Here is a 26,300-nt window from a genome sequence, read left to right on the forward strand (position 1 = left end):
CGTGCCTCAAGCTCTTTGTGCATGTGACATGATTCGTGGATCATGTGGTTTGATCAGCACTGCCATGACGGAACCTAAGAATGAGTTCGCAAGACATGCATGAAGAGCCTTTCCTGATCTTCGGCTCGCCATTGATCGAGCAGGCCGAGATCGACGAAGTCGTGGCTTGTATGCAATCGGCATGGCTCGGCACGGGGCCGCGTGTCGCGCAATTCGAGCGCGACTTCGCCGTGTATCAGACGTTGGCTCCCATGCAAGTTGCCGCGGTGAACTCATGTACGGCCGCACTACATGTCAGCATGGTTGCGGCGCAACTGGAGCCATGTGCGGAAGTCATCACCACGCCGATGACTTTCTGTGCAAGCGTCAACGCGATCATCCACGCCGGCCTCAATCCTGTGCTGGCCGATATCGATCCGCTGAGCCAGAACATTGATCCTGCGGCCATCGAAGCGGCAATCACGCCACGCACGCGTGCAATCCTGCCGGTGCATTTCGCTGGACGTCCATGCGAGATGGACTCGATCATGGCGATTGCAAGGAAGCATGGCCTAGTCGTGATTGAGGATTGCGCGCACGCGATCGAGACAACCTACCGTGGCCGCAAAGCCGGCACCTTCGGCGATTTCGGCTGCTTCAGCTTCTACGCAACCAAGAATGTGGTTACTGGCGAAGGCGGCATGATCGTCGGCCGCGACGAACTGAGCATCGCACGCGCCAAAATGCTAGCACTGCACGGCATGAGCAAGGACGCTTGGCATCGCTTCGGTGACCAAGGCTACAAACATTATCAGGTGATCGAGGCAGGCTTCAAATATAACATGATGGATTTGCAGGCCGCGATCGGCATCCATCAACTTGCGCGCGTCGGACAAACCTGGACAAGGCGCGAGGCTATCTGGAATCGCTACATGGAGGCGTTCGCTGATCTGCCGATAGGTCTGCCGACCGTACCAGCACCCGATACAAAACACGCCTATCACCTATTTACGATCATGATCGACAAGGCGCGCTGTGGTATTTCGCGTGACGCCTTTCTCGATGCGATGAACAGTCGAAGGATCGGCACCGGCGTGCATTACCTGTCGGTGCCCGAACACCCGTACTACCAACAGCGTTACGGTTGGAAGCCGGAACAATGGCCTAACGCCATGTGCGTTGGCCGCCAGACGGTCAGCCTGCCGCTGTCACCAAAGCTCACCGACGCGGACGTGGAGCGAGTTGTGGAAGCAACTCGGCAACTTGTTTGTGCGTAAGCAACAATCGACGGACGTCTTGATATCAATGAGTAGGGTTCATATACGAAAAATCTTACACACCACGTTGCTCGTAACTGGCTTGAGTGTCGTCCTGTGGCTCGCATGGACCGCACGTGCAGACGTTACCCGTCTCGTTTCAACGATTAAACCAGGCTGGTCAGTAACTGCCGTCCTGCTCGGCGTAGCCCTGAATGTTCTTCAAGGCATCGTCTTCTCAGTCTTGCTCCGTAAACACGGCACACCCGGCACAGCGGTCGCCCACATTGAAGCTTACTTGCTCTCATTGGTAGGCAAATATCTCCCTGGCGGGATTTGGGCAGCGGTATCGCAGGCAGCTGCAATACCCGCTCCTAGGTCGCTACATGCGGTACTGCTTGTAAATCTCGAATTAACCGTCATCAACACGCTGCTGTTAACCGGCATTGGAGTGGCGTGCATTCCTTCTTTACCACTCATCGGCTCCGGCCTAGTGGTTTGCGTGACTTGTTTGCTCCTTGCCATCACACTCCGACAGCAGACGATAACGATCGTACTTAACATGATTGCGCAACGACTCCCTTGCTTGCGAATTTCGGTCCCGGAAAAATCAGCCGCCCCACCTACCTGGCCTTCCGCTGTCGCATTCGCAATCGCCATGCTGACGCTATGTGCAGCAACATCCAGTGCGGTCATACTGGCATCCGGCCAAGCCACTTTGAGTGCCGTTCCCGCCATGCTGGCGCTTCTCTGCCTAGGTTGGACAGCAGGCTTGATTGCCATCCCAGTGCCAGCCGGTATCGGCGTTCGGGAAGCATCCACACTCGCGCTGTGGGCCATTCTCCCGAATAGCCTCGCGCGCGGAGCTGTAATCACAGTGATGCTTTTGGTGCGAGTCTGGCAATTGGCCGTGGATCTGTTGAGTTTCGGACTTGCGCTGGTGATCCGTGCCATGGTGAACCCACGCCGCCTCTAGAGAAAAGAACTCTACTACTGCTTGATCACATTCCTCCCGATCTTGCTGACGGAATTGTCCAGGTATTTCCTAGGCACCTAGACTGGATCGGCTCCATAACTCACCAGCGCGTCGGAAATTGCTTGGACGCTGGTCAATAATGGAATTTCTTCATCGCGGAAATGAACACCAAAGGCATCCTCGATTGCAAATATGATCTGCATATGACGTAACGAGTCCCAGTGTTCCTCAGTAGCCGCACTCGTTTGGACAGTTATCGCAGCTGAAGGGACCTCCAGTATCTCTGCTATGACCGTGGATAATTTATTTATCATGCTTCTACCTCGATAGTAATGAATTGTCGATTATTGAAACTTATCACCTCGGTGACGTCGACTGCACGAAATTTGATTACTCCATCGGCAAGCGAACTGTTGCGCGCGAAGCCACAGCGCTCCCAGAAATCGGCACACTGCATGTTTTTTGCGGATGGTATAAATTTCGCATCTATAGTCTCCGTTTTCCACTCCCTCCGCAGCCAATCAGCAGCCGCGGCTACAAATGCGAACTCGACCTCACGGCCAAGCACTCTGCAACTCAACAGTAGCGAGTCAATCTCGGCAACGTTTCCTTTACGGAGCGCCAGCAAAACGCCGGTGAGTCCCATTGAGCCAAACCGATCGGAAACGTCGCAGACAAGCAGCAGCGCGCTTGGCGACGTAAGTAATTCACGTACGATCGACTCGTCGTGCCGGCGCGTCGTCAAATTGAACTGGTTGGTCCGCTGAAGGAGTTGAACCACACGCGCCACATCACGCTCGCCGGCCAGTCGCAAGACAACCCGGGTTCCGAGCGACGCGAGGTAGTCCTTGGGATTTTTTACTGTTCGCTGCAAATCACGACGTTCCCTTTGAACTCGATAGCTCTCGGCACGCCTGCGATCCGTTTCCGTGATGGTCAAAGTTCCAAACAAATCATTACGGAACAACAAACTCGGCAGTTGCTCAAGACGGTCGGGTACTTGAATCACAGCCACCTGCGGCAGCGCTTGCCGCACCAATTCGCACTCAGCCGGATTGTCATCGACAAATACCATACTGTCGAGATTGATGCCCAGTTCGTCGGCAAGCTCCACCAGCGATTCATGCTTAGGAGCCCAACTGATCCTCCAGCTCGCTAAATGATCACGCCGGATCAGACAGTCCGGGTGGCTATTTAGAACCTCCATCACATCTGCTTCGTTGTTCTTGCTGCTTAGGGCCAAGATAACGCCTCGCTCCGCAAGATCGAGCACTGAGCGCTGAAATTCATGAAAGTACCGCCCAGGAACGGTATCAGTGGAAAGTCGAATTCCACCGAGTCCATCTTCGCCGACGATGCCACCCCACAAGGTGTTATCGCAGTCCAGGACTAGGCATTTGCGTATCCGCCCACTAAGCACACGTGCTGTCCTTGCGATGTCTTCTGCATAAAGTTTTAGAAACGATGCCGCAAAGGGAGCACGACTGCTGTACCAGAAACGGTAGTCATACGTGCCCTGCTCGCCTAGTAAGCGTGCATAGCGCTCCCAATCACACAGTATGATGCGCCCCGATGCTGCGGTTGCAATTGCTCGCAACTCGGAATTCAATGCGGCAATGGCGTTCTCGGCTTCCATGAACTCACTGCCATGCGCCAAGCCCCATGGCTGAAACAGCGGAGCCAGCACAGTATTGATGCACAAGGGTGAGCCCCAGGTAGCGGCAGCCATGCGCACAAGCGTCAAGATATGTTCACAAGCTTCGGTCACCGGCCAGTTCATGTGCCCGAAATTCGGAGCAGACTCCTCAAGACCAAGCGCCAGCACTGTAATACGCATTGCGCCATCCGTACCCGGCATGTCGCCTTGAGCGATTTCTTGATGGGCAGTCGCGAAACCACCAAAGCGCAGATTTGCGGAAAGTCCGGAAGCAACGAGCGCGCGAGTCAGGAACGGCGCGATGGCTTCGATAGTGAAATTGCGAATTATCTGAAAGGACGCAAGACGAACGTCACTGAAATTCCTTGCATCGGACTCATTTGTCATAGAGTGTTCGAGGCCTCCGCACTTTCAATCAATTCAATCAGGCCAAGGCCCTGCGCAATATGAAAACTGACCAAGCGACCGCCGAACAATATCGCCGGCAACGGCTCACGCACGGTGACAATGCGGGTTCCCTCCCGTCGAAGATGAGATAAGGCATCTTCTAACTTTCCCTCATATTCAAAACATAGGTGATAGAAACTTGTTCCCTGCTGGGCAAGTACCGCCTTAAGCGGACCGGCATCATCAATTGGCAGGACGACCTCGACTGGTGGCTCGCCCGCCCGAACGCACCAGATCAGATCAGCTTTTTGCAGTTCGTCACGAACGCGATGAGCCACGGAATACCCCAAGGCCCGAAGCACTTTGCAGGTCGCGGCTTCGTCTTTTGCACCTAGACCAAAATGATGAAGCTGCAATGTACGACCGAGACTCATGCTGAAAGAACCAATGCAAGATTGATGGGCAGCCGTCGCTGCTCAGTTTCCTGGATCGAGCAACCTGGATACCCCGTAACGAGCTTATCGACCACATTGAGGCCGCAAGTAATCGCCATGTGCTCAACTTCAGCAACTGTACGAAAAAGATAAATGTGGTCAACTGCCGGCGCATTAACTGCAGTGGTGACGAAAACAAATCCACCAGGACGGATCAAGCTTTGGATTCGCATCAAAAAGAGATCTGGTCGTTCAACATGCTCAAGAACCTCCCCTATCACGACAGCATCATACGGCCCCACAAGCTCGTTTGCCGCAAGGAAGTCACCACACTGAAGAACCCAACGGTTGCTATCTCGGTGCTCTTGCCTGGACAGAAGTGATCGTGTCATCTCGAGAGACGTCTCACTGATATCTATACCTTCATAACTCTCGTATCGCGACAACGCCATCGCCTGCAGGAAAAATAGTCCATGCCCTGGGCCAACCTCCAAATACCTGCCACCTTGACGGCGAGGAATGACCATCTCGAAATAACGATAAATCTCTCTGTGGTTGGCCCAGAAATAGGCGGTGATCGCCAGCCCATACATATACTTCCGCATATACAATGGATTGTGATATACATGCCCAGCAACTTCATCAAAACGCGAATAACGATATCTCCCGTTGCGCTGGAAATACACCTGTTCGCGCAAGGTATCCAATGTAATCGTGTTATAGGCCTCCGCCAGCTGATCAATATCGAAGCCAGAATCCTCACAGTACTCCAGGTACCTATGCAATCGCTTGCGCTCATCCGTGCGAAGGCCTGCAAGTGAGGATTGCAGCATCGTTCGCTGCATGGGATTCGAGGCCTCAATTCGTACAACCAGCTCGTCTACGAGATCATTAGTGTTGGCGACCATACGTTTGCGCAACCTCAGACTGGTTGGTTGATTAGAACGACCCGACCGGGATTGCCAACGACGACGGCAAAATCCGGAACGTTGCCGGAGACAACGCTGTTCGGTGCGACTGTTACACACATACCTAGCTTCGTCCCCCCGAGAACAACCGCGCCGGCACCTATCCACCCCCCGCTTCCAATGAAAATGGGTGCCAATCTATAATCCGGTCGCGCGGACAGTCTCGACGCACCGTGCTCACCGGCCTGACTCATAAGCTGCGCGCCCGGACCAAGATGTACATAGTCACCAAGAGTTATTCCGCCAGCACCATAAAGTATGCAATAAGGGCCTATGACCACTTTATTGCCTACGACTATATGACCCTGTCCATTTGACCAAGCCCTCCCTCCGCAATGAAGGATCGCGCCACGCTGTACCACCACCCCTTTCCCGAAACGCAAACGCGACGGTGTTTTGATAGTAACTTGTGGCTCAACGGCCATGCCCTGGAATCGCAGTCCCAGACGGTAAATCCGCGTGAGCTCCGAGATGCGATCGAGTACCCATGCCGCCCAACCGACCCGACTCATACCTTCTTCGCCTTCGTTGTGAGAGTGCGCCCCCTAAGAGGCATTGCATTGCCTCTTAACTTACTCATCACCCCCATGCCCAGATGCAATACTTCACCCAGTACTCCACTTGACCGATCCAGAGTCATCCAATGACCATCCACCTCGCCCCACTTGTGCTTGAAAGCGACCAGCCCAGGCTGCTTTTCCGGCGACGGCAAGAGAGTGACCGATTCCGCCCCAAGCTCAATAACTCGATCCATGGCATCGCTGAGTAGCAAATCCGAGACGCCATGCGACCGCGCACTGTCTGCCACGCCTCCATGAAGGTAGTGTGCCGTCGAGCCGTCGAGTCCGAATATGGCAAACCCTGCAAGGCATCCCGCCTCATCGAAAGCCCCACGCGCTAATACCCGTACAGTTTGCGTCGAAAGCTCAATGACGGCGCGAAAATAATCTTCTTGGTAACGCAAGCTACCTTTATGACGCACAACGGTATCGCGATATAACAATCCCACATCTCCTGCCTGACTCGAATCCAAGCTAGCGACTCTCATTTTGCCTCGAGCCGCAAATGCACGATCCTTCTTCAGTTTGCGCGCATTCCGTGCGGGCCATAAACCCAGATCGGGAATCACCGTTTCCGCAAATTCTTGCGCATGCTCGCTCCGCGACAAGGAATTCAAGGTGTGCAGACAACTCAGATTGAATCGCGTCAGGTGCACCCCTGGCACGATAATTTGTTTACGACACTCGACGTCAGAAAGCCACGCAGGACTGATCGGAAGCCCGGCATACCCTACTGCCAGCCCGCCATGTCGGAATACCTGCACTGCAACACCTTCGCCACGCTCAAGGCAAAAACCATACAGCGCCTTGGCTCCCAAGGCCGCAACAATGGGTTCCACCCACAATGGATCGGCAAACAATGCACCAGTGCGCGACAGCCAGTCGCGGTACTCGACATCCGGTGAACTTTTCCAAATGATTTTTGCAACGGTCACTATTGATACCAGAACATAGTTGCCACTATTCGTGTGCACCAGTCTCTTTCGACATGTGGCTCCATGAGCAAAACCTCTTGGCGGACGCCAATTTGTGTAGATAGCCTGCTCATTCTGGTGGCTTGGTTAGTATGAACACAAAACCGGGAGAAATCGGCGTCAGCGCGGTAACAAAACCACGCGGCACGTGAGCAGACATGCGTAAAAACCTAGCCGCACCCGCCACGCCTGCACCTGCTCGTAAGCGTGCATGGATTGCACCGGTATATTGATAACCCACTCGACGAAACAGTCGTGTCAGCCCCCAATATGATCGTGACCACGCATCCAGATCGTCCGCCTGACGGGAACCAAGCCGACGCATCCAGTGTTGCGCGAACCTTCGCGGCAACCAATGAACGAAAGGCCAGAATACATGGGGCTCAATAGGCCACAGCAGGTTTGGGCCTGCAAAGTAGCAGACGCCACCGGGCTTCATCACACGTCGGATCGCTTGCAATAGGGCAGCGGGGTCATCCACATGTTCGTAGACCTGATTGCAAACGACTACATCAATCGACTCGGAGGCGAGCAAGTTTGTGAGATCCCGATAAGATCCCGCATGAAAAGCAAGATTGGGGCGCTCGTCGCACAACGCCTGCCAACGTATCCAAGGCTCTGGATCCACACCGATCACTTGCTCGACATGTGCCGCAAGTGTGGCTGCAACCCCTCCGCTGCCACAGCCAACATCCAGCCACACGCCAAGTGTCAAGTCACGCCGGCAATGCTCTTTAAGCGTAGCAAGAATAGCCTCGGCCTTGCGATCGCGACCATCCTGCCCCCATCGAGGATCGGTCATACAATGTGCCTGCTCAACCATCGCCCAACACCTTATGACGAACGCTCGTCGCTATTGCAGCAAGATCAAAATGCGAAGCCTGATGGCGTACGGCCATGTCATACGCACGTGGTGAAGTCCTCAATGCTTTCTGAATAGCACGACTGAACATCACAGCAGACACACCCTCGGCAAGTTCACCGCATACCATGCATGCGAACAGGCGCGGCAAATCACCAACAGGGTTCGCAACCACCGGCCGACCCAGCTTCATCGCGTCGGAAAAAACCACTGGTATGCTTTCAATCCGAGAAGGAATCAGCACCCAGTCAGCGCGCGCAATGGCTTTCTCGGCTTCCCGCTTGACCAAGAAATCTCCCAATTCTACTTGGCGACCGACAGCACGCAACGTCGCGACGCGCTCGCGTATCAACGCCTCCAATGGGCCACCTCCCTGGATTTCCACGCACTCAATGCGGCACCAATCATCGTTACCCAACAGGGCGAGCGCATCGAGCAACAGGTCAACGCCCTTGTTGGGATGCCATCGCCCGAGAAACAACAACCGATACGGCGGCTGCGCACGCGGCGGTGGCGGATCACGCAAATCCACACGGCGTGCGCTGGGAAGAAAGGCGACCGGGATACCTGCAATACGTCGGGCGTCCTTCGCCAACTGGTAACCATCGGCATAGGCATATACCGCCTCCCGCATGACACGCGCTAGCATACTGCGTAAGACTGGCACGCGCCCGAGCGACCACACGTCACTGCCAAGCATCCAGACGGAATAGCCGATGCCATGCTTGTGCGCCACGCGTCGTGCCCACTCGCCTGATGGCAGCGCCCATAGCGCAAATATGTGTTCCGTAGGTCCCGCCATGACTGCGTCGCGGGTGGCGCCAATGCCCGCTCGCAAGACGCGAGCGATCTCGACTACGTCCGTTGGACACCATGGTTTGAGCGTTGAAAGAGGCTTGGCTGGTGCCTTGTAGCGAAACAGTTCCACGTTCGGCACCCATGACTCGCGCACGGATGAAAGCCCGGGGGCAACCACACGCACCGGAACGTGCCTTGCCAACTCCTCCGCGAGGTCGCTGACAAAGGAGCCCGCCGCCTCACTCCCGTCGTTGGCAATTGGAAACGAAGTAGTGACAAGAACTATGGCCGCAACGCTCAAGGTTTAGATACCTCAAGTTCGTGCCCCACCGCCATGTAACTCCAATCGGGCCACACCAGACTTAATAACCAAGCAATAATGTTGATTGTGACCACCGCCACGAGAGCCACGGGCAGTAGCACCAATTTGAGCCATCCATGCTGGACATGTACTCCGCCAGCAATGGCTAGGCAAAATAACAGGCCTGCAGCTCGGATCGCATTGCCGGACTTCCACAATGTTACGACTTCCAACCCAGCTCGTTGAACGTCACGTCGCAAACCAAATTCCGTATAACGCTGGAAGTCGAAGGGGGCGTCATGCAGCGGGTAGAGAAATGGCATGGATATCCACGCATGACCGCCGGACTTGAGGACGCGTTCGATCTCTTTTATCACGATGGCCGGATCCGGCACGTGTTCCAGCACTTCCAGGCAAATTACGCCGTCAAAATATCCATCCGAGAACGGGAGGTGTGCCGCATCGGCAAAAACATGTGGCCACGCGCCGTACAGATCACGCCCTGTAGATGGGAAGTCCAGAGCCACGTACTCCACGCCCACCGGAAGTTGAGGCTCGATCCAGCGATCGGCTGCACCGATGTCCAGCAGTACACCGGACGCACTGGCAATACCCGGCGGTATTCGTCTGCGACCAAGCAGCCACTGCGGATGCAGCGGCGTGCGGGCAAGCGCGTCCACCCATTTCCGGACCGAAACCATTAGCGATTAAGGCGCGTGTAGAGGAGTGCCGTAATCTGTTCCGACACTAACCCGATTAGGAACACGATCACTGCCGCACTCCACATCAACGTGCTCATGTTGGTCAAGCGGCCTTCATGCACGAACGTCCATGCGTAGTTAGCGCAACCGAGCAGGAAGAACACCATACTTGCCGGCACGAACAGCTTCAGCGGCGAGTACAGCGTGGCGATCTTGAAGATGATCAGCAGGAAGCGCACGCCGTCGCGCAGGGGCTTGATGTGGCTCTTGCCCACGCGCTGGGCGGCCTTGATCGGCAGGTAGGCCACCGGGTAGGCGCTGCGAAAGAAGGCCATGGTGCTGGTGGTGGGGTAGCTGAAGCCGTTCGGCAGCAGGTGCAGGAATTCGCGGAACTTGTCCGCGCGCACGGCGCGGAAGCCGGAGGTGAGGTCCAGCACCGGGTGGCCGGTCATGCGGGTGGCCAGCCAGTTGTACAGGGTGTTGGCGAGGCCGCGGCCCACGCCGGCCTGGCTGTCCCAGTCGCGCGCGCCGACCACCATGTCGTAGCCCTGCTCCAGTTTCTCCAGCAGGCGGGCAATGTCTAGCGGGTCATGCTGGCCGTCGCCGTCCATGAACACCAGGATGTCGCCGGCGGCAGCACGGGCGCCGCGCTTGATCGCCGCGCCGTTGCCCATCGAGTACGGCGAAGACAGGCACCGGATGCCGCTGGCCTCGCAGAGACCGCGGGTGTCGTCGGTGGAGCCATCGTCGACCACGATGATCTCGGCCCCGGGATGGGCTGCACGCAGGCGCGGCAGCAGTGCGGCCAGCGCAGGCGCCTCGTTCTTGGCGGGCAGGATGATGCTCAGGCGGTTCAACGGATGGCTCCCCCGGGTGAAGGAAGATCATAGCGTGAAGGTTGGGCTGGGTTGCGGACGGGGTTGGGGTTTTGGGGCTGCAGCCAGTGCGATGCGGTGGCTGGGCGGCGTGCAGTGCAGGCTCTGCTGCGTCAAGGAACCCGGCCAGACTTCAAGTGATCAGGCTCATGCCCGCGTGTTTGGCGGCACCGCGGTCAAACGTCATGGTGTGTTCACAGCCGGCGGACGTAGCTGTGCATGCGATCAGGCAGTCGGCCAAATCTGCCTTGGAGTCGCGGTAAATGCGCACGGCTTTCCAGACGACCTCCGCACGCTCCACGATCAACTCCTTGGTACGTAGCAGGGCTTCCAGGGCTTCGGTGAGCTGCGCACGATCCAGGCCATACGCCGTACCCAGCACCCAGGCCAATTCGATCACGGACACGATCGAAATCCAGCCCGGCGCCTCGACAGTCAGCGCGTCGAGCAAAGTCGAGGCCTTGGCCGACTGCGCTGTATCGTCCTGCATGATGTAACGCACCAGGACATTGGTATCCAGGCCGATCATTTCGCCGCCGCACCCGCCGCTGCGATCGCGGCGTTCATCTGCTCGATCGACACCGGCTTGGACGCTTTGCCGAACATGCCCTTGAGTGCGGTCACGGGGCGCGTGGCGGCGATGAACTCATACCGGCCCGGCTCGATTTCCACAAATTCCACCCGATCCCCCGCACGCACGTGCATGGCCTCACGCACGGCAACCGGAATCGTGATCTGGCCCTTGCTGGTAACGCTGGCGGTGGTCATGGCCCTCTCCTTCGAGTTCCTTACTTCATTGTAAGGAGCTATAGGTGCGCAATCAAGATAGTTGGGTGCATCGGCCGTACTTGCACGGTGCAAAATGCACGGATCATCCAGGAACCGGGCTTGGTGATTGCCTTGTCGGCAACACGACTCTGGCAAGAGCGGCGGGCCGTGCCCGCCCTACCGCGCGTTGCTCCCTCCCCTTCGTTCACGGGAGGGTCGGGGCGGCGCTGCTCTTGGGCTACGCTGCTATTTCAGGGACGCCATGCGCGCTGGCCAGAAATGATCAGAGTTTCGGCGCTCCGTGATCACCGCGCTGCGGCAACAGCATCAGGAAAAACCGCCGCAGGGTCGATGCGCTCGTCATAACAAGCGGGCGGATTGACCTTGTGCGACGAGCAAGGTGACCGCCTTCTTGTCGAACGATACGAAGGTATCGCCGCCGAGCCATTGACCCTCGAATGCGATCACACCATCGGCGAAGTCGCCCCCGGCCTCGAGCACGGCCAGGCCGGCTTCAGCGGCTGGCCGGTTCGTTTCCGTATTTGCGGCATCGAGCAGTGCCCGAACGGCAGCGGCCACGTCCGCAGGGGTGAAGCCGTACACGCGACGCAGCACCCAGACGAACTCGCACAGACATGGCAACGCGACCGCGACCACTTCGGCGTTCGTCAGCAGCTTGGCGGCAATGTTCGCTTGCCTGGCATCGTCGCGGACCACAGCGCGAACCAGCACATTCGCGTCAACAGCAACCTTCACTTGCGGCCAGCCCAGCCGGATGCCGTGGCCTCGTTGATTTCTTCGATGGTGGCAACCTTGGCTGTCCGTCCGGCAAGCAGGCCGATAAAGCCAGCCATCGACCCGGTAGGCCGGGCTGCTTTCAGGGCGGCCCGACCATCGGGCAGCAAGTCCAGTTCGATCTTCTCCCCTGGCTTGATTCCAAGGTGTTGCAGCACATCCTTCCGGAAGGTGACTTGTCCCCGCGCGGTAACGGTCAATATGGTCATGATGGTGCCCTCGGGCTGCGACTTGAGTATAAAGTAATGCAATATCGCATTACTTTCAAATTTTTCCGACGGAAATCGAAGGCACATGCGGTTCATTACCCAATCATCACCGGAACGCTGATCGTGCCCAACCGATATGGGTAGTCAACCTTGCCGGTATGCGCAAACGGCTTGCACACGGCTACGTTGTGAGGGAACCGCTGGAACGCGCGCGCCCCGGACTGCAGAATTCGCTGACTGAGCTGCGCCAGCAGGTCTTGCGCGACAGCTGAAAGCAGGAGCGGCGGGCGGGTGCTCGCCCTACGATGCTTTGCTCCCTCCCCTGCTCGCTCCACAAGGGACATGCAGGGGGAGGAGCAAAGCCGGGCCTGCAAGCAGGAGGGGGAACCGAGTCGGGCGGACCTCGCGCCGCAGGGCAAGAACCGAGTTGGCGGGAGCAGGCTTGTGCACTGCGTCACCCTGCTGGATCGGGCCGGCAAGGAAGGGGTGACCTGCGCGCCGGACTGCGGTAGATTCAACAACATACAGGGGCAAGATCGAGTCGTTTATGTCATCTCAATTGCAACCGTCGCTCACAGGTTTGTCAGGTATGGCGCGTCGGCTGGTGTCCGAGGGAGTGATGCCCGAGGACGTCGTGCGCAAGGCGATGGCCGACAGCAACCAGAGCAAGTCCACCCTGACGACGTGGCTGCTGGAACGCAACCTGGTCGACAGCGCCGAGCTGGCGCGCATCGCTTCGGCCGAATTCGGCATGCCGATAATGGACGTGGCGGCGCTGAACCCGGCCACGATGCCGCTGGACCTGATCAGCGAGGCGCTGATCACCAAGCACCAGGCGCTGCCGCTGTTCCGCCGCGGCAAGCGGCTGTTTGTGGGCATCGCCGACCCGATGCAGTCGCATGCGCTGGACGAGATCAAGTTCCACTCCAACTGCATGGTGGAGCCGATCCTGGTGGAGCGCGGCTCGCTGCAGCGGGTGATCGAGAGCCTGCTCAACAACATGCGCAACACCATGCCCGACATGGGCGGTGGCGAGCTGGACGAGCTGGACATCGAGGGCGGCGACGGCGAGAACGAGTCGAGCAGCGGCGTCGACGCAACCGCGAACGATGACGCGCCGGTGGTGAAGTTCGTCAACAAGATCCTGGTGGACGCGATCCGCCGCGGCGCCTCGGACATCCATTTCGAGCCGTTCGAGACGCAATACCGGGTGCGCCTGCGCATGGACGGCATCCTCAAGGCCGTGTCCAACCCGCCAATGAAGATGGCCAACCGCATCTCCTCGCGCATCAAGGTGATGGCGCAGCTGGACATCGCCGAGAAGCGCGTGCCGCAGGACGGCCGCATCAAGCTCAACCTGTCGAAGACCCGCGCGGTCGACTTCCGCGTGAGCACGCTGCCCACGCTGTTCGGCGAGAAGATCGTGCTGCGCATCCTGGACGGCTCCTCGGCCAGGATCGGCATCGAGAAGCTCGGCTACGAGCCGGACCAGCAGAAGCTCTACATCGACGCGATCCACAAGCCGTACGGCATGGTGCTGGTCACCGGCCCCACCGGCTCGGGCAAGACGGTGTCGCTGTACACCGGCCTGAACATGCTCAACACCGCCGAACGCAACATCTCGACGGTGGAGGACCCGGTGGAAATCCGCGTCGAGGGCATCAACCAGGTGCAGCAGAACGTGAAGCGCGGCATGACCTTCGCCAGTGCGCTGCGCTCGTTCCTGCGCCAGGATCCGGACGTGATCATGGTCGGTGAGATCCGCGACCTGGAAACCGCCGAGATCGCGATCAAGGCGGCGCAGACCGGCCACATGGTGCTGTCCACCCTGCATACCAACGACGCGGCGCAGACCGTCTCGCGCCTGATGAACATGGGCATCGCGCCGTACAACATCACCTCGTCGGTGAGCCTGATCATCGCCCAGCGCCTGGCGCGGCGCCTGCACGACTGCAAGAAGCCGATCGACCTGCCGCCGCACGTGCTGCTGGCGGCCGGCTTCAGCCAGGCCGACATCGACGCGGGGCTGACCATCTACGAGGCCGTGGGCTGCGACGGCTGCAACGAGGGATACAAGGGCCGCCTGGGCATCTACCAGGTGATGCCGATGCTGGAGGAGATCCAGAAGATCGTCCTGCAGGGCGGCAACACGATGCAGATCGCCGAGGCGGCCAGGGCCGCGGGAGTGAACGACTTGCGCGCGTCGGCCCTGCTGAAGGTGAAGCAGGGGTTGACCAGCCTGACCGAGATCGACCGCGTCACCAAGGAATGAGCGGCGGATATGGGGCCGCCGTTGCACCGAACTTGCGTCCGACGCCACGGTTTGGCGCCGCAAAAATGGCATAAGCTGCACAAATACTGTCTGCCGCCCGCATAGGACGGCTCCGGGACTGGACTACTGGGGGAAGATGCGCATGGCCACGGCTACCGCAACCACGAACATCGACAAGGCGCGCTCGCTGGGTGCCCAGCGCGCCCAGGTCAGCCAGCTGACCACCTACGAGTGGGTCGCGCTGGACAAGCGTGGCAAGCGCATGAAGGGCGACATGCCGGCGAAGAACGCCACGCTGGTCAAGGCCGAGCTGCGCCGCCAGGGCATGAACCCGCAAACCGTGCGCGAACGCGCCAAGCCGCTGTTCGGCTCCACCGGCAGCACGATCAAGCCGGGCGACGTGGCCATCTTCAGCCGCCAGATCGCCACCATGATGGCCTCCGGCGTACCGATGATCCAGGCCTTCGACATCATCGCCGACGGCCAGAAGAACATCCGCTTCAAGAACGTCCTCATCGACGTCAAGCAGAACATCGAGGGCGGTTCGTCGCTGAACGAGGCGCTGGGCCGCTACCCGGTGCAGTTCGACGAGCTGTACTGCAACCTGGTGAAGGCCGGCGAGGCCTCCGGCGTGCTGGATACCGTGCTGGACACCGTGGCGACCTACAAGGAGCGCACCGAGGCGATCAAGAAGAAGATCAAGAAGGCGCTGTTCTACCCGGCGATGGTGCTGGTGGTGGTGTTCATGGTCTGCCTGATCATGCTGCTGTTCGTGGTGCCGGTGTTCGCCAAGACATTCAAGGACGCCGGCGCGCAGCTGCCCGCCCCCACCCAGTTGCTGGTGACCGCCTCGGAGTTCATGCAGAGCTACTGGTTCGTCGTCATCGGCATCATCGGCGGCAGCATCGCCGCGATCGTGATCGCCAAGAAGCGCTCGGTGAAATTCGCCCACTTCCTCGACCGCATGTCGCTGAAGATGCCGGTGATGGGCAACATCGTGCGCAACTCGGCGATCGCCCGCTTCGCCCGCACCCTGGGCGTGACGTTCCGCGCCGGCGTGCCGCTGGTCGAGGCACTGGACGCGGTGGCCGGCGCCACCGGCAGCGTGGTGTACGGCGACGCGGTCAGGCAGATGCGCGAGGACATCGCGGTCGGCCACCAGTTGCAGCTGGCGATGCGGCAGACCGGCCTGTTCCCCAACATGGTGGTGCAGATGACCGCGATCGGCGAGGAATCCGGCGCGCTGGACAACATGCTGTTCAAGGTCGCCGAGTTCTACGAGGAAGAAGTCAGCAACGCGGTCGACACCCTGTCCACCCTGCTCGAACCGATCATCATGGTCGTGCTCGGCACCCTGGTCGGCGGCATGGTGGTGGCCCTGTACCTGCCGATCTTCAAGCTCGCCGGCACGTTCTGACGCAACCTCAAAAACCGGATCAAGAGCCGGCGGGCCGTGCCCGCCCTACAATGGCATCACGCTTCGTAGGGCGGGCACTGCCCGCCGCTTTTATTTGCACGAGCGCGCCGTACCCTTATGCCCTGCCCCTGCCGAGGGGCTTTGAAACACAAGGCTGACGCATGCCCGAACTTCCGTTTGCCCTGTGGATCGCCCTGGCCGGCGTGCTCGGCCTGCTGGTGGGCAGCTTCCTCAACGTGGTGATCCTGCGGCTGCCCGAACGCATGGCGGCAGGCTGGCGGCAGGAGGCGCGGGATGTGCTGGAACTGGAGCCGGACGAGACGCCGTTGCCGCCGGGCATCGTGCGCGAGCCGTCGCATTGCCCGCAGTGCAAGCACCCGCTGTCGGCGCTGGACAACATCCCACTGTTCGGCTGGCTGCTTCTGCGCGGGCGCTGCCGCTATTGCCGGGCGAGTATCTCGATCCAGTACCCGCTGGTGGAGCTGCTCAGCGGCGTGCTGAGCGCGGCAATCGTGTGGAAATTCGGCCCGTCGTGGGCCGCGCTGGCCGGGCTGGCGCTGACCTGGACGCTGATCGCGCTGTCCGGCATCGACTTCCGCACCCAGCTGCTGCCCGACCAGCTCACCTACCCGCTGCTGTGGCTGGGCCTGCTGCTGTCGCTGCTGCCGATGTTCGTCGCCGCGCCAGCGGCCATCCTCGCGGCGGCGATCGGCTACCTGAGCCTGTGGAGCGTGTACTGGGCGTTCAAGCTGCTTACCGGCAAGGAAGGCATGGGCTACGGCGATTTCAAGCTGCTTGCGGCGCTGGGCGCGTGGATGGGGCCGATGTCGCTGCTGCCGATCATCCTGCTGTCGTCGCTGATCGGGGCCCTGGTCGGCGGCGCCCTGATCGCGCTGCGCAAGCATCAACGCGAGATCCCGATGCCGTTCGGCCCGTTCATCGCCGCCGCCGGCTGGGTCTGGTTCATGGCCGGATCCGGCCTGCTGCAGGGCTACATGCAACTCACCGGCCTGCGATGAGCGCGCGGCCGCATGCCCTGGTGATCGCGCTGACCGGCGGCGTCGCCGCCGGCAAGACCGCGGTGGCGCGACGCTTCGAGGCGCTCGGCGTGCATGTCCACGACGCCGACGTGGCCGCCCGCGAGGTGATCGAGCCGGGTACGGCCGGGCTGGCCGCGGTGGTCGATGCGTTCGGGGCCGGGGTGCTGGACGGCACCGGCCGGCTGGATCGCGCCGCGATGCGCCGGCGCGTGTTTGCCGACCCGGCGGCGCGAAAAACCCTGGAGGCGATCATCCATCCGCTGGTGCGCCAGTGGCTGCACCGGCGGGCGCTGGCCGAACGCGGCCCGTACTGCCTGCTGGCGATCCCGCTGCTGGCCGAGAACATCGAGCACTACCGCTGGGTCGATCGCGTGCTGCTGGTCGACGCCCCCGAATCGGTGCAGCTGGCCCGGCTGACCCTCCGCGACGGCATCGACGAAGCCCTGGCCCGCCGCATGCTCGCCCACCAGGCCAGCCGCGCCGAACGCCTGGCGCTGGCCGACGACGTGATCGAGAACAGCGGCGACGAATCCGCCCTGGATCACGCCGTCGCCGAACTGCATCGGCGTTACCTAGCGCTGTCACCCTCCGCTTCGTAGGGCGGGCACCGCCCGCCGCTCTTGTTGCATGCCCACCATAAAAGCCAAAGCCGGCAGGCACTGCCTGCCCTACAACCCCGCTTCATAGAGCAGACACTGTCCGCCGTACCTCGCGGCTACGTCATCCGGGAACCAGGCGCCGGCGTGACCATACCCGACAGACAACTCGCGATACGGCTTGCCAGCATCGATGCATGCCCAACTATCACCGTGCAAGGATTCCGGGAGCGACTTATTTCTTCACCGTCGTGACGGCGCGACGGCGCCCCCTGCTGGCTACCGCCGAGGCTGTGGCAACCCTGCGCCAGAGTGTCGCCGAGGTACGACGACAACTACCGTTTTCGATCGATGCGTGGGTGATGCTGCCGAATCACATGCACGCGATCTGGACACTGCCGGTGGACGACTTCGATTTCTCCACGCGGTGGGGAAGAATCAAGGCCGGATTTACCCGATACTGCGGCAAGGCACACACGTCCGCACCGGGACACGACGCTGGCCTCTGGCAGCCCCGCTTCTGGGAGCATCTGATTCGCGACGAGGCTGACTTCGCTGTGCACATGGATTACACGCACTACAACCCGGTGAAACACGGGTACGTGAGGCGCGTGATCGACTGGCCGTATTCGAGCTTCCATCGCTGCGTACGGCAAGGCACCTACCCTGCCGATTGGGGCGGCAACGAGCCCCATTGCCTGCCGGGCAGAACGTTCGGCGAGTGACGGAAAGAGCCGGCGGGCGGTGCCCGCCCTACAACAGCCGCTGCGCAGGGGGGGGCACTGCCCACCACCACCCAACACCAACGCGTTCAGGGCCAGAACCCGCGGATGCCGGCAACGCCTTGGGCACGGTTGTCGCGGGCCTGGGCGACGTCCGGGGGAGCCATCCCGCCGAGGGCGTAGACCGGCAGCGCCGCGGCTTCGGCCAGAGTGGCGAACGCGGCCCAGCCCAGCGGCGGGGTCTGCGGGTGGCTGCGGGTGGCGGCCACCGGCGACAGCGTGGCGAAATCGGCGATCTGGCCGGCGCGGGCCAGCGAAGCCGCGTCATGGCAACTGGCGCCCACCAGCTGCGCCAGCGGCAGCGGGCGGGCGGACAAGGCCGCCAGCTGGGTTTCCTTGAGGTGCACGCCGATGCCCAGCACGCGCGCACCCTCGATGTCGCCGTTGAGCAGCAAGGGGACGCCCTGCCGGCGGGCCAATGGCAGCAGGGCGGCGGCCAGCTCGCGCACGCGCTCGCGCGGCCACAGCGGCAGGCGCAACTGCACCAGCTGCCCGCCACACGCGATCGCCTGGCCGATGCGCTCGAACCACGCGTCGCATGATGCGGGCGCTACATCGGCCGGGGTGATCGCGTAGCGCGCAGGCAGCCGCACGGCCTGCAGGATCGCCCGATCGGCCGGAGCCAGGATCGACGGGTCGACCTGCCCGGGCGGCAGCCATTGCAGCGCCTGCCCTTCCAGCGATTGCGGCTCGCCGTTCCACCGGTCGGTTTGCCAGGCGTCCAGCAGCAGCTCGCGCCCGGGGGCATGGCAGGGCACGCGGATCAGCGGCTCGGCACGCAGCAGGGCGATGCCGAGTTCTTCCTTCAGCTCGCGCGCCAGTGCCGCCGCCGGCGTTTCACCGGGTTCGAGCTTGCCGCCGGGGAACTCCCACATGCCGGCCAGGTGCTTGCCGGGCGGCCGCTGCGCCAGCAGCACGCGCCCCGAGGCGTCGCGCATCACGGCGGCCATCACGTGCATGGCCGGCTTCGGCGCCGCCGGTGCGGGCATCAGCTGTTGCGCAGGTATTCGACCATGTCGAAGTCGTAGGCGTGCTCGGCATCGGCCTTGTGGTGCACGCGGGAGACTTCGGTCCAGTCGCTGAAGTGCACGCCGGGGAAGAACGCATCGGCCCCGTCGATCGCGGCGCCGACCCAGGTGAGGTACATGCGGCGCGCGCGCGGCAGCGCTTCGGCGAACACCATGCCGCCGCCGATCACGATCAGGCCGGTGTTGTCGCAACGCGCCTGCGCCTCCTCGATCGAGCGCACGGTGATCTGGCCCGGGAACGGCGCCTCGTGGCGGCGCGTCAGCACCATGTTGACCCGGTCCGGCAAGGCCCGGCCGATCGACAGCGCGGTGTTGTAGCCCATCAGCACGTTCTTGCCGGTGGTCAGCTGCTTGAACCAGCGCAGGTCGTCGGGCAGGTGCCAGGGCAACTGGCCCTTGCGCCCGATCGCGAAGTTTTCGTCGAGTGCGGCAATCAGCGAAATAGCCATGGCGAATCCTTGGAAGGCTGGGTCGATGGATGGCCTGCGCCTGCGGATGACGCCGCCGATAACGCCGGATATTAACAGGCGGCGGCGGCGACGCGCCGGTTTCGCATATTCATGCGCGGCGGGTCAGACGGCGACGGCGGCCTTGATCGCCGGGTGCGACCGGTAGCCCTCGATGGCGATGTGCTCGTAGCGGAAATCGGAGATCGAGCGCACCGCGGGATCGAGCTGCAGCCGCGGCAGCGGCAACGGCTCGCGGGTCAGCTGCAGGCGCGCCTGCTCGCGGTGGTTGTTGTACAGGTGGGCGTCGCCCAGCGTATGCACGAAATCGCCCACGCCCAGGCCGCAGGCCTGCGCGATCATGTGGGTGAGCAGCGCGTAGCTGGCGATGTTGAACGGTACGCCGAGGAAGATGTCGCCGGAACGCTGGTACAGCTGGCAGCTGAGCTTGCCGCCCGCCACGTAGAACTGGAACATCGTGTGGCAGGGCATCAGCGCCATCTTCGGCAGCTCGCCCACGTTCCAGGCATTGACGATCAGCCGCCGCGAATCCGGGTTGCGCCGGATCTCGTCGACCACCCAGGCGATCTGGTCGACCGCGCCGCCGTCGGCGGTGGGCCAGGCGCGCCACTGCCGGCCGTAGACCGGGCCGAGGTCGCCGTTCGCGTCGGCCCACTCGTCCCAGATGCGCACGCCGTGTTCCTTCAGGTAGGCGATGTTGGTGTCGCCGCGCAGGAACCAGATCAGCTCGTGCACGATCGACTTCACGTGCAGCTTCTTGGTGGTGACCAGCGGGAAGCCTTCGTTGAGGTCGAAGCGCATCTGCCAGCCGAACACGCTGCGCGTGCCGGTGCCGGTGCGGTCGGTCTTTTCGGTGCCGTGGTCGAGGACGTGGCGGAGCAGGTCGAGATAGGCGCGCATCGCCCAAGTATAGGTAGGAGCGCACCGAAGTGCGCGAATGCTCTTCGCTCCAGCTTCGTAGGGCGGGCACGGCCCGCCGCCCCTGGCCGAGCCACACCGCCGAAGAGCCGGTGGGCAGTGCCCACCCTACAAGAGCTGTGTCAGGCGGCGGTCAGCGGCAAGGTCGGCGCGCGCCACGACATGGCGACCAGCACCAGTCCGATCGCGATCAGCGGCAGCGACTGCATCTGCCCCATCGTCACCCACTGCGTGCCGAACAGGTAGCCGAGCTGCGGATCGGGCACGCGCACGAACTCCACCATGAAGCGGAAGCAGCCGTACATCAGCGCGAACAGGCCGGAGACCAGGTAGCGCGGGCGCGGCTTCAGCGAAACCAGCCAGAGCACCACGAACATCACCACGCCCTCCAGCAGCAGCTCGTACAGCTGCGAGGGATGCCGCGGCAGGCGGTCGGGCGCGTTCGGGAAGATCATCGCCCACGGCACGTCGCCGGGCTTGCCCCACAGCTCGCCGTTGATGAAATTGCCGAGCCGGCCCAGGCCCAGTCCGATCGGCACCAGCGGCGCCACGAAGTCGATGGTGTCGAAGAAGTGCAGCTGCTGCTTGCGCGACCACCACCAGCCCGCCGCCAGCACGCCGAGCAGGCCGCCGTGGAAGCTCATGCCGCCGTCCCACACCTTGAACAGGGTCTGCGGCGCGGTCCAGATCCAGCTGATGTCGGCGTAGAACAGCATGTACCACACGCGCCCGCCCACGATCACGCCGAGCATGCCGTAGAACAGCAGGTCGCCCAGCGCATCGCGGCTGACCGGCAGGCGCCCGCGCCGGCGCCGGTACTCGCCCAGCACGGCGACGAAGAAGAAGCCGAGCAGGTACATCAGGCCGTACCAGTGCACCTGGATCGGGCCGAGATGGAAGGCGACGGGGTTGATGTCGACGACGTAGGGCTGGGGCATGGCGACCGGGTCGGATGGCAAAGCCCAAGTGTAGCGGGCCGGCGGGGCATCCGCGGCCGCCACTTTCGCCCTCTCCCGCGCACTGGCTAGAATCATCGGCAGACAGCGCCATGTGCCGGGGGGATACGGAACGCACGTCGCTGCCAGCGGGGATTCCACGTCCGGCTACCGCCGCGCTCGAGGCGGCCGGATTCCCGCAGGGAACGAGCCAGGGGGAAAACACGATGTGCAACCTTCCAGCGCGGATCGTGCTGTCCGCCGCCTGTCTGCTGTTGTCCGCCACCGCTGCCGCGACCGATCCGGTCCCGGTGGAGGATTTCGCGCACCATCCGTTGCTTTCGATGCCGCAGCTCTCGCCGAACGGCCAATACCTCGCCGTGAACATGAACAGCGACGACGGCGATTCGCACGCCCTGGCCATCTATCACGTGAACGACATGACCCTGCCGACGAGCGTGCTGCGCCTGCCGAAGTTCGAACTGGCCACCGGCATCACCTGGGTCAGCAACACCCGGCTGGTCGTGGAAAAAGGCAAGCAGTACGGTTCGATCGACAAGCCCATGGCAACCGGCGAGGTGATCGCCACCGACATCGACGGCAAGCACCAGGACTACCTGTACGGCTACGAGAGCAAGTACAGCAGCCGCGCGGACACCCGCGGCACCGATCGCGGCTGGTGCTTCGTCGACGGCCTCCCCGTTCCCACCAACGGCCACTTCTACATGGCCACGCGGAGCTGGCAGAACGACGACTCCAGTTCGCTCTACGACGTCGACGCCGGCAAGAACACCCGCCGCCTGATCGGCAAGATCAACGTGGGCGGACTGAGCTTCATGGTGGGCGCCGACGGCCAGGCCCACTACGCCTATGGCCGCAACGACCACTGGGACTACGTCGTCTACCACCAGCAGGCCGGCGGCTGGGCGCAGTTGAGCCCGGCCCGGATCGGCGGCATTTTCGCGCCGCTCTTCTTCACCCCGGACCAGAAGCGCGTCTACGCCCGTTACGACGCCGGCGGCGGCCCGACCTCGCTGGTGGAACAGGACGAGGATGGCGGCAACCGCAAGGTGCTCGCCAGCAGCGGCTTCGGCAGCGTCGGCAACATCGAATGGACCGCGCCGCCCTACCGGCCATTCGCCACGACGCCCGCCACCGGCCTGCCCAGGGTGAGCTACATCGACGCCAACCTGCCGGAGGCGAAACTGCACCAGGCGCTCAGCCTGAAGTTTCCCGGGAAGCTCGTCAGCTTCGTCAACTGCAGCGAGGACGGCGGCAAGCTGCTGTTTTCGGTCAGGAGCGACCGCGATCCCGGCACCTATTTCCTGATCGACACCCGCAGCTTCAAGGTGATCAAGCTGTTCGACAGCGCGCCGTGGATCGACCCGGCGAAGATGGCCGAGCGTCGCCCGCTGCACTTCAAGGCCAGCGACGGGATGGAGCTGGAGGCGATCCTGACGATTCCCAACGGCGTCGATCCGGGCAGGCTGCCGATGGTGCTGCTGCCGCACGGCGGTCCGATCGGCATACAGGACGACTGGTTCTACGAGAGCGACGCGCAATTCCTCGCCAGCCGCGGCTACCTCGTGCTGCAGGTGAACTACCGCGGCTCCGGCGGCCGCGGCGAGGGTTTCCGCGAAGCCGGCTACCTGAAGTGGGGCACCCGTATCCAGCAAGACCTGATCGACGGCGTGAAGTGGGCCATCGCGGAAAACTACGCCGACCCGAAGCGGATCTGCGTCTACGGCGGCAGCTTCGGCGGCTACTCGGCGATGATGACCACGATCCGCGCGCCGGGCATGTTCAAATGCGCGGTCGGCTACGCCGGCGTCTACGACCTGAAGATGATGTACAGGAAGGGTGACGTCCGCGAGAACAAGTCCGGCCGCAGCTACCTGAACACGGTGATCGGCAAGGACGACGCCGACCTCGACGCCAACTCGCCCGACAAGCTCGCCGACAAGATCGACGTGCCGGTGCTGCTGGTCCACGGCGAAGACGACATCCGCGCGCCGTTCGCGCAGGCCAAGGCGATGCGCGCCGCGCTGGACGCCGCGCACAAGCCGTACGAGTGGCTGAGCAAGCCGGGCGAGGGCCACGGCTTCTACAGCGAGAAGAACACCGTCGAGTTCTACAAGCTGCTGCAGGCCTTCCTGGAGAAGCACATCGGGAAAAGCGCCACCGCGTCCTGATCACGGCCGGCAAGCAACCCGGGAAGGCGCTTCGGCGCCTTCCTTCTCCGCGGGCATGCCGCCGGCGCGCGCGAGCGGCCACGCCACCGCCCTGCCCGCGAGGCGTCGCCTGTCTCAGAGCAGTACCGGCCGGTCCGGCAGCTCGTCGGGGTTGGCCCTGCCGTCGCTGGGGAAATGGCGTTCCAGCAACGCATGCGCCGCGGCGATGCCGGCAAGGCTGCCGTCGCGCCACTGCCCGCGTGCATAGAAGTCGCGCATGCGGGCACAGATCGCCTCCCACTCGTCCGCCGCCACCTTCGTCGCGATGCCGCGGTCGGCGACGATCTCGATGCGGCGCTCGGCCATCAGCACGTAGAGCAGCACGCCGCTGTTGTGTTCGGTATCCCACACGCGCAGCTGGGCGAACACCTGGCGCGCGCGGGCCGCGGCGTCGAGGCCGTCCAGCACGGCCAGCGGCGCCAGCCGCGATTCGACCGCGAAGCGGATCTCGCCCAGGTGGCGGCGTTCGCCCGCGGCGATCGCCGCGGCCATCTCGTCCAGCACGCCGGCCGGGAAACGCCGCGACAGCTGGAACCAGCCACCGAACAGGTTCGTCACCAGTCGCCGCATGCGCGCCATCACCAGCTCCCCGAGGAACCGCCGCCGCCGAAGCTGCCGCCGCCACCGCTGAAACCGCCACCGCCAGAACTTCCGCCGCCGCTGCCGCCGCCCCAGCCGCCACCGCCGAAGCCGCCCCAGCCGCCGCCGCCGATCGAGCGGCCGGTGCCGCCGGGCAGCAGCATCAGCACGCTGCCGACCAGCGCGCCGAGGATGCCGGCGCCCATCGAGATCAGCAGCCACAGCAGGCCGCCGACCAGCACGGCGCCCAGCGGCGCGCGCAGCCAGGCGCTGGCCCGGCCGAAGATGCCGCGCAGGAACAGCGCCACGAACACGGCGATCATCAGGCCGCTCTGCAGATCGGGGCCGGAGCGCCCGCGCTCGGGCGAACCCCGTACCGGCGGCGGCAGGGACTCGCCGTTGATCAGCTGGGTCAGCGCGCCGACCGCGTCGCTGATGCCGCCGAAGTAGTCGTTGCCGCGGAATTTCGGCGCGATGTATTCGCGGACGATGCGCGCGGTGGCGGCGTCGGGGATCGCCCCTTCCAGGCCGTAACCCACCTCGATGCGCACGCGGCGGTCGTCCTTCGCGACCAGCAGCAGCACGCCGTCGTCGGTGCCCTTGCGGCCGATCTTGTTCGCCTCGGCCACCGCCAGCGAATACCCCTCGATGTCCTGTCCGCCGGTGCTGCCCACCATCAGCACCACCAGCTGCGCGCCCTTGGCCTGTTCCAGCGCCACCAGCTGTGCGTCCAGCTGGTCGACCTGCTGCGCAGTCAGCGTGCCGGTGAGGTCGGTGACGTGCCGCGCCAGTTTCGGCACGGCATCGGCGGCGTGCAGCACCGCCGGCAGCAGCAACGCCAGTGCCGGTGCCAGCCACCAGCGCGGATGGCGCCGCGACATGATCAATGCGTCGAGGCGGCCGGAGCCGGCGCGGCGGTGCCGAAGTCCACCTTAGGCGCGGTGGAGATCGCCTGCTCGTTCTCCACCGAGAAGTTCGGCTTCACCTTGTAGCCGAAGATCTTCGCGGTCATGTTGTTCGGGAAGGTACGGATCATCCCGTTGTATTCCTGCACCGCCTGCACGTAGCGGTTGCGTGCCACGGTAACCCGGTTCTCGGTGCCTTCCAGCTGCGCCTGCAGGTTCTGGAACAGGCCGTCGGCCTTCAGCTGCGGGTAGTTCTCGCTGACCACCATCAACCGCGACAGCGCATTGCCCAGCTCGCCTTGCGCGGCCTGGAACTGCTTGAGCTTCTGCGGATCGTTCAGCGAATCGGCGTTGACCTGCAGGCTGCCCACCTTGGCACGGGCCTCGGTGACCTCGGTGAACACCTTCTCCTCGTGCTGGGCGTAACCCTTGACCGTGTTGACCAGGTTCGGCACCAGGTCGGCGCGGCGCTGGTACTGGTTCAGCACCTCGGACCAGGCTGCCTTGACCGCCTCGTCCTGTTTCTGGATGGCGTTGTAGCCGCAGCCGCTCAGGCCGACGACGAGCAGCGCCAGCACGAGATTGCGCAGAAGTTTCATGGAGTCGCTCCGATCCGGTGGAAGACCATTC

28 protein-coding genes are annotated in these 26,300 nt (G+C 62.4%); 8 read left to right on the forward strand and 20 right to left on the reverse strand.

Annotated features, from left to right (window positions below):
* The first annotated feature begins 80 nt into the window (after positions 1-80).
* On the forward strand, positions 81-1,256 hold the full coding sequence (locus RHOFW104R8_RS16385; RefSeq protein ID WP_068095487.1) for a DegT/DnrJ/EryC1/StrS aminotransferase family protein: 1,176 nt from the start codon (positions 81-83) through the stop codon (positions 1,254-1,256).
* Between the two features lie 82 nt (positions 1,257-1,338).
* A complete protein-coding gene (locus tag RHOFW104R8_RS17140; protein ID WP_161487795.1) occupies positions 1,339-2,211 on the forward strand; it encodes a lysylphosphatidylglycerol synthase domain-containing protein in 873 nt (290 codons plus the stop codon).
* A gap of 77 nt (positions 2,212-2,288) precedes the next feature.
* Here RHOFW104R8_RS17140 and RHOFW104R8_RS17145 read toward each other — a convergent pair whose 3' ends face one another.
* From RHOFW104R8_RS17145 to RHOFW104R8_RS16430, 13 genes are all read right to left on the reverse strand, one after another.
* Complete coding sequence (locus tag RHOFW104R8_RS17145; protein WP_082823676.1) at positions 2,289-2,525, reverse strand: acyl carrier protein; 237 nt, start codon at positions 2,523-2,525, stop codon at positions 2,289-2,291.
* The gene (locus RHOFW104R8_RS17150; protein ID WP_082823677.1) at positions 2,522-4,255 is read right to left on the reverse strand and encodes an HAD family hydrolase; all 1,734 of its coding nucleotides are present in this window, start codon (positions 4,253-4,255) and stop codon (positions 2,522-2,524) included. Before RHOFW104R8_RS17150 ends, RHOFW104R8_RS17145 begins: the two co-directional genes overlap by 4 nt.
* Positions 4,252-4,689 (reverse strand): VOC family protein, encoded by a 438-nt coding sequence (locus RHOFW104R8_RS17155; protein ID WP_082823678.1) that lies wholly within the window; start codon positions 4,687-4,689, stop codon positions 4,252-4,254. The genes RHOFW104R8_RS17150 and RHOFW104R8_RS17155 overlap by 4 nt, the downstream gene beginning before the upstream one ends.
* On the reverse strand, positions 4,686-5,597 hold the full coding sequence (locus RHOFW104R8_RS17160; protein ID WP_082823679.1) for a bifunctional 2-polyprenyl-6-hydroxyphenol methylase/3-demethylubiquinol 3-O-methyltransferase UbiG: 912 nt from the start codon (positions 5,595-5,597) through the stop codon (positions 4,686-4,688). Before RHOFW104R8_RS17160 ends, RHOFW104R8_RS17155 begins: the two co-directional genes overlap by 4 nt.
* A gap of 568 nt (positions 5,598-6,165) precedes the next feature.
* Complete coding sequence (locus RHOFW104R8_RS17535) at positions 6,166-7,191, reverse strand: GNAT family N-acetyltransferase (RefSeq protein WP_153023055.1); 1,026 nt, start codon at positions 7,189-7,191, stop codon at positions 6,166-6,168.
* Positions 7,192-7,261: 70 nt separating this feature from the next.
* Positions 7,262-7,993, reverse strand: coding sequence for a bifunctional 2-polyprenyl-6-hydroxyphenol methylase/3-demethylubiquinol 3-O-methyltransferase UbiG (locus RHOFW104R8_RS17175; protein WP_161487810.1), 732 nt, complete (start codon positions 7,991-7,993; stop codon positions 7,262-7,264).
* Positions 7,994-8,006: 13 nt separating this feature from the next.
* A complete protein-coding gene (locus RHOFW104R8_RS17180) occupies positions 8,007-9,152 on the reverse strand; it encodes a glycosyltransferase (protein ID WP_153021683.1) in 1,146 nt (381 codons plus the stop codon).
* Positions 9,149-9,832, reverse strand: coding sequence for a class I SAM-dependent methyltransferase (locus RHOFW104R8_RS17185; RefSeq protein WP_161487788.1), 684 nt, complete (start codon positions 9,830-9,832; stop codon positions 9,149-9,151). Before RHOFW104R8_RS17185 ends, RHOFW104R8_RS17180 begins: the two co-directional genes overlap by 4 nt.
* A gap of 20 nt (positions 9,833-9,852) precedes the next feature.
* A complete protein-coding gene (locus tag RHOFW104R8_RS16410) occupies positions 9,853-10,710 on the reverse strand; it encodes a glycosyltransferase family 2 protein (protein ID WP_068093456.1) in 858 nt (285 codons plus the stop codon).
* A gap of 151 nt (positions 10,711-10,861) precedes the next feature.
* Positions 10,862-11,257, reverse strand: coding sequence for a PIN domain-containing protein (locus RHOFW104R8_RS16415; RefSeq protein ID WP_068093453.1), 396 nt, complete (start codon positions 11,255-11,257; stop codon positions 10,862-10,864).
* A complete protein-coding gene (locus RHOFW104R8_RS16420) occupies positions 11,254-11,496 on the reverse strand; it encodes an AbrB/MazE/SpoVT family DNA-binding domain-containing protein (protein ID WP_015447037.1) in 243 nt (80 codons plus the stop codon). Before RHOFW104R8_RS16420 ends, RHOFW104R8_RS16415 begins: the two co-directional genes overlap by 4 nt.
* 360 nt (positions 11,497-11,856) lie before the next feature.
* Positions 11,857-12,252 (reverse strand): type II toxin-antitoxin system VapC family toxin, encoded by a 396-nt coding sequence (locus RHOFW104R8_RS16425; protein WP_068093449.1) that lies wholly within the window; start codon positions 12,250-12,252, stop codon positions 11,857-11,859.
* Positions 12,249-12,500: an AbrB/MazE/SpoVT family DNA-binding domain-containing protein gene (locus tag RHOFW104R8_RS16430; protein ID WP_068093521.1), complete on the reverse strand. Its 252-nt coding sequence runs from the start codon at positions 12,498-12,500 to the stop codon at positions 12,249-12,251. Before RHOFW104R8_RS16430 ends, RHOFW104R8_RS16425 begins: the two co-directional genes overlap by 4 nt.
* Before the next feature lie 547 nt (positions 12,501-13,047).
* Between RHOFW104R8_RS16430 and pilB the strand changes: the two genes are divergently transcribed.
* From pilB to RHOFW104R8_RS16460, 5 genes are all read left to right on the forward strand, one after another.
* Positions 13,048-14,772: a type IV-A pilus assembly ATPase PilB gene (pilB, locus tag RHOFW104R8_RS16440; RefSeq protein ID WP_068093442.1), complete on the forward strand. Its 1,725-nt coding sequence runs from the start codon at positions 13,048-13,050 to the stop codon at positions 14,770-14,772.
* A gap of 142 nt (positions 14,773-14,914) precedes the next feature.
* Positions 14,915-16,189 (forward strand): type II secretion system F family protein, encoded by a 1,275-nt coding sequence (locus tag RHOFW104R8_RS16445; RefSeq protein WP_068093440.1) that lies wholly within the window; start codon positions 14,915-14,917, stop codon positions 16,187-16,189.
* Positions 16,190-16,350: 161 nt separating this feature from the next.
* Positions 16,351-17,208, forward strand: a complete 858-nt coding sequence (locus RHOFW104R8_RS16450; protein WP_068093437.1) for an A24 family peptidase — start codon at positions 16,351-16,353, stop codon at positions 17,206-17,208.
* The gene (gene coaE / locus RHOFW104R8_RS16455) at positions 17,205-17,828 is read left to right on the forward strand and encodes a dephospho-CoA kinase (RefSeq protein WP_068093435.1); all 624 of its coding nucleotides are present in this window, start codon (positions 17,205-17,207) and stop codon (positions 17,826-17,828) included. Before RHOFW104R8_RS16450 ends, coaE begins: the two co-directional genes overlap by 4 nt.
* Before the next feature lie 194 nt (positions 17,829-18,022).
* The gene (locus RHOFW104R8_RS16460; protein WP_068093432.1) at positions 18,023-18,550 is read left to right on the forward strand and encodes an REP-associated tyrosine transposase; all 528 of its coding nucleotides are present in this window, start codon (positions 18,023-18,025) and stop codon (positions 18,548-18,550) included.
* 86 nt (positions 18,551-18,636) lie between these two features.
* Here the strand turns inward: RHOFW104R8_RS16460 and RHOFW104R8_RS16465 are convergent, their stop codons facing one another.
* The 4 genes from RHOFW104R8_RS16465 to lgt all read right to left on the reverse strand — a co-directional run bounded on the left by RHOFW104R8_RS16465 (position 18,637) and on the right by lgt (position 21,958).
* Positions 18,637-19,596, reverse strand: a complete 960-nt coding sequence (locus RHOFW104R8_RS16465) for a Nudix family hydrolase (protein WP_235604461.1) — start codon at positions 19,594-19,596, stop codon at positions 18,637-18,639.
* Positions 19,596-20,084 (reverse strand): dihydrofolate reductase, encoded by a 489-nt coding sequence (locus RHOFW104R8_RS16470; protein ID WP_068093429.1) that lies wholly within the window; start codon positions 20,082-20,084, stop codon positions 19,596-19,598. Before RHOFW104R8_RS16470 ends, RHOFW104R8_RS16465 begins: the two co-directional genes overlap by 1 nt.
* A gap of 123 nt (positions 20,085-20,207) precedes the next feature.
* Positions 20,208-21,002 carry a thymidylate synthase gene (locus RHOFW104R8_RS16475; RefSeq protein ID WP_068093428.1) on the reverse strand — a complete coding sequence of 265 codons (795 nt, stop codon included), beginning with the start codon at positions 21,000-21,002 and terminating at the stop codon, positions 20,208-20,210.
* Between the two features lie 140 nt (positions 21,003-21,142).
* Positions 21,143-21,958 (reverse strand): prolipoprotein diacylglyceryl transferase, encoded by an 816-nt coding sequence (lgt, locus tag RHOFW104R8_RS16480; RefSeq protein WP_068093425.1) that lies wholly within the window; start codon positions 21,956-21,958, stop codon positions 21,143-21,145.
* Positions 21,959-22,182: 224 nt separating this feature from the next.
* Between lgt and RHOFW104R8_RS16485 the strand changes: the two genes are divergently transcribed.
* On the forward strand, positions 22,183-24,147 hold the full coding sequence (locus RHOFW104R8_RS16485) for a S9 family peptidase (protein WP_068093424.1): 1,965 nt from the start codon (positions 22,183-22,185) through the stop codon (positions 24,145-24,147).
* Positions 24,148-24,261: 114 nt separating this feature from the next.
* On the opposite strand, the gene RHOFW104R8_RS16490 is transcribed toward RHOFW104R8_RS16485, so the two are convergent.
* From RHOFW104R8_RS16490 to RHOFW104R8_RS16500, 3 genes are read right to left on the reverse strand one after another with little or no spacing between them, the layout of a single operon-like run.
* Complete coding sequence (locus tag RHOFW104R8_RS16490) at positions 24,262-24,765, reverse strand: TPM domain-containing protein (RefSeq protein WP_068093420.1); 504 nt, start codon at positions 24,763-24,765, stop codon at positions 24,262-24,264.
* Positions 24,765-25,646 (reverse strand): YgcG family protein, encoded by an 882-nt coding sequence (locus RHOFW104R8_RS16495; protein WP_068093417.1) that lies wholly within the window; start codon positions 25,644-25,646, stop codon positions 24,765-24,767. The genes RHOFW104R8_RS16490 and RHOFW104R8_RS16495 overlap by 1 nt, the downstream gene beginning before the upstream one ends.
* A gap of 2 nt (positions 25,647-25,648) precedes the next feature.
* The gene (locus tag RHOFW104R8_RS16500; protein ID WP_068093413.1) at positions 25,649-26,269 is read right to left on the reverse strand and encodes a LemA family protein; all 621 of its coding nucleotides are present in this window, start codon (positions 26,267-26,269) and stop codon (positions 25,649-25,651) included.
* Between the last annotated feature and the right edge of the window lie 31 nt (positions 26,270-26,300).

Source organism: Rhodanobacter sp. FW104-R8 (genome assembly GCF_001617365.1).
GTDB lineage: Bacteria > Pseudomonadota > Gammaproteobacteria > Xanthomonadales > Rhodanobacteraceae > Rhodanobacter.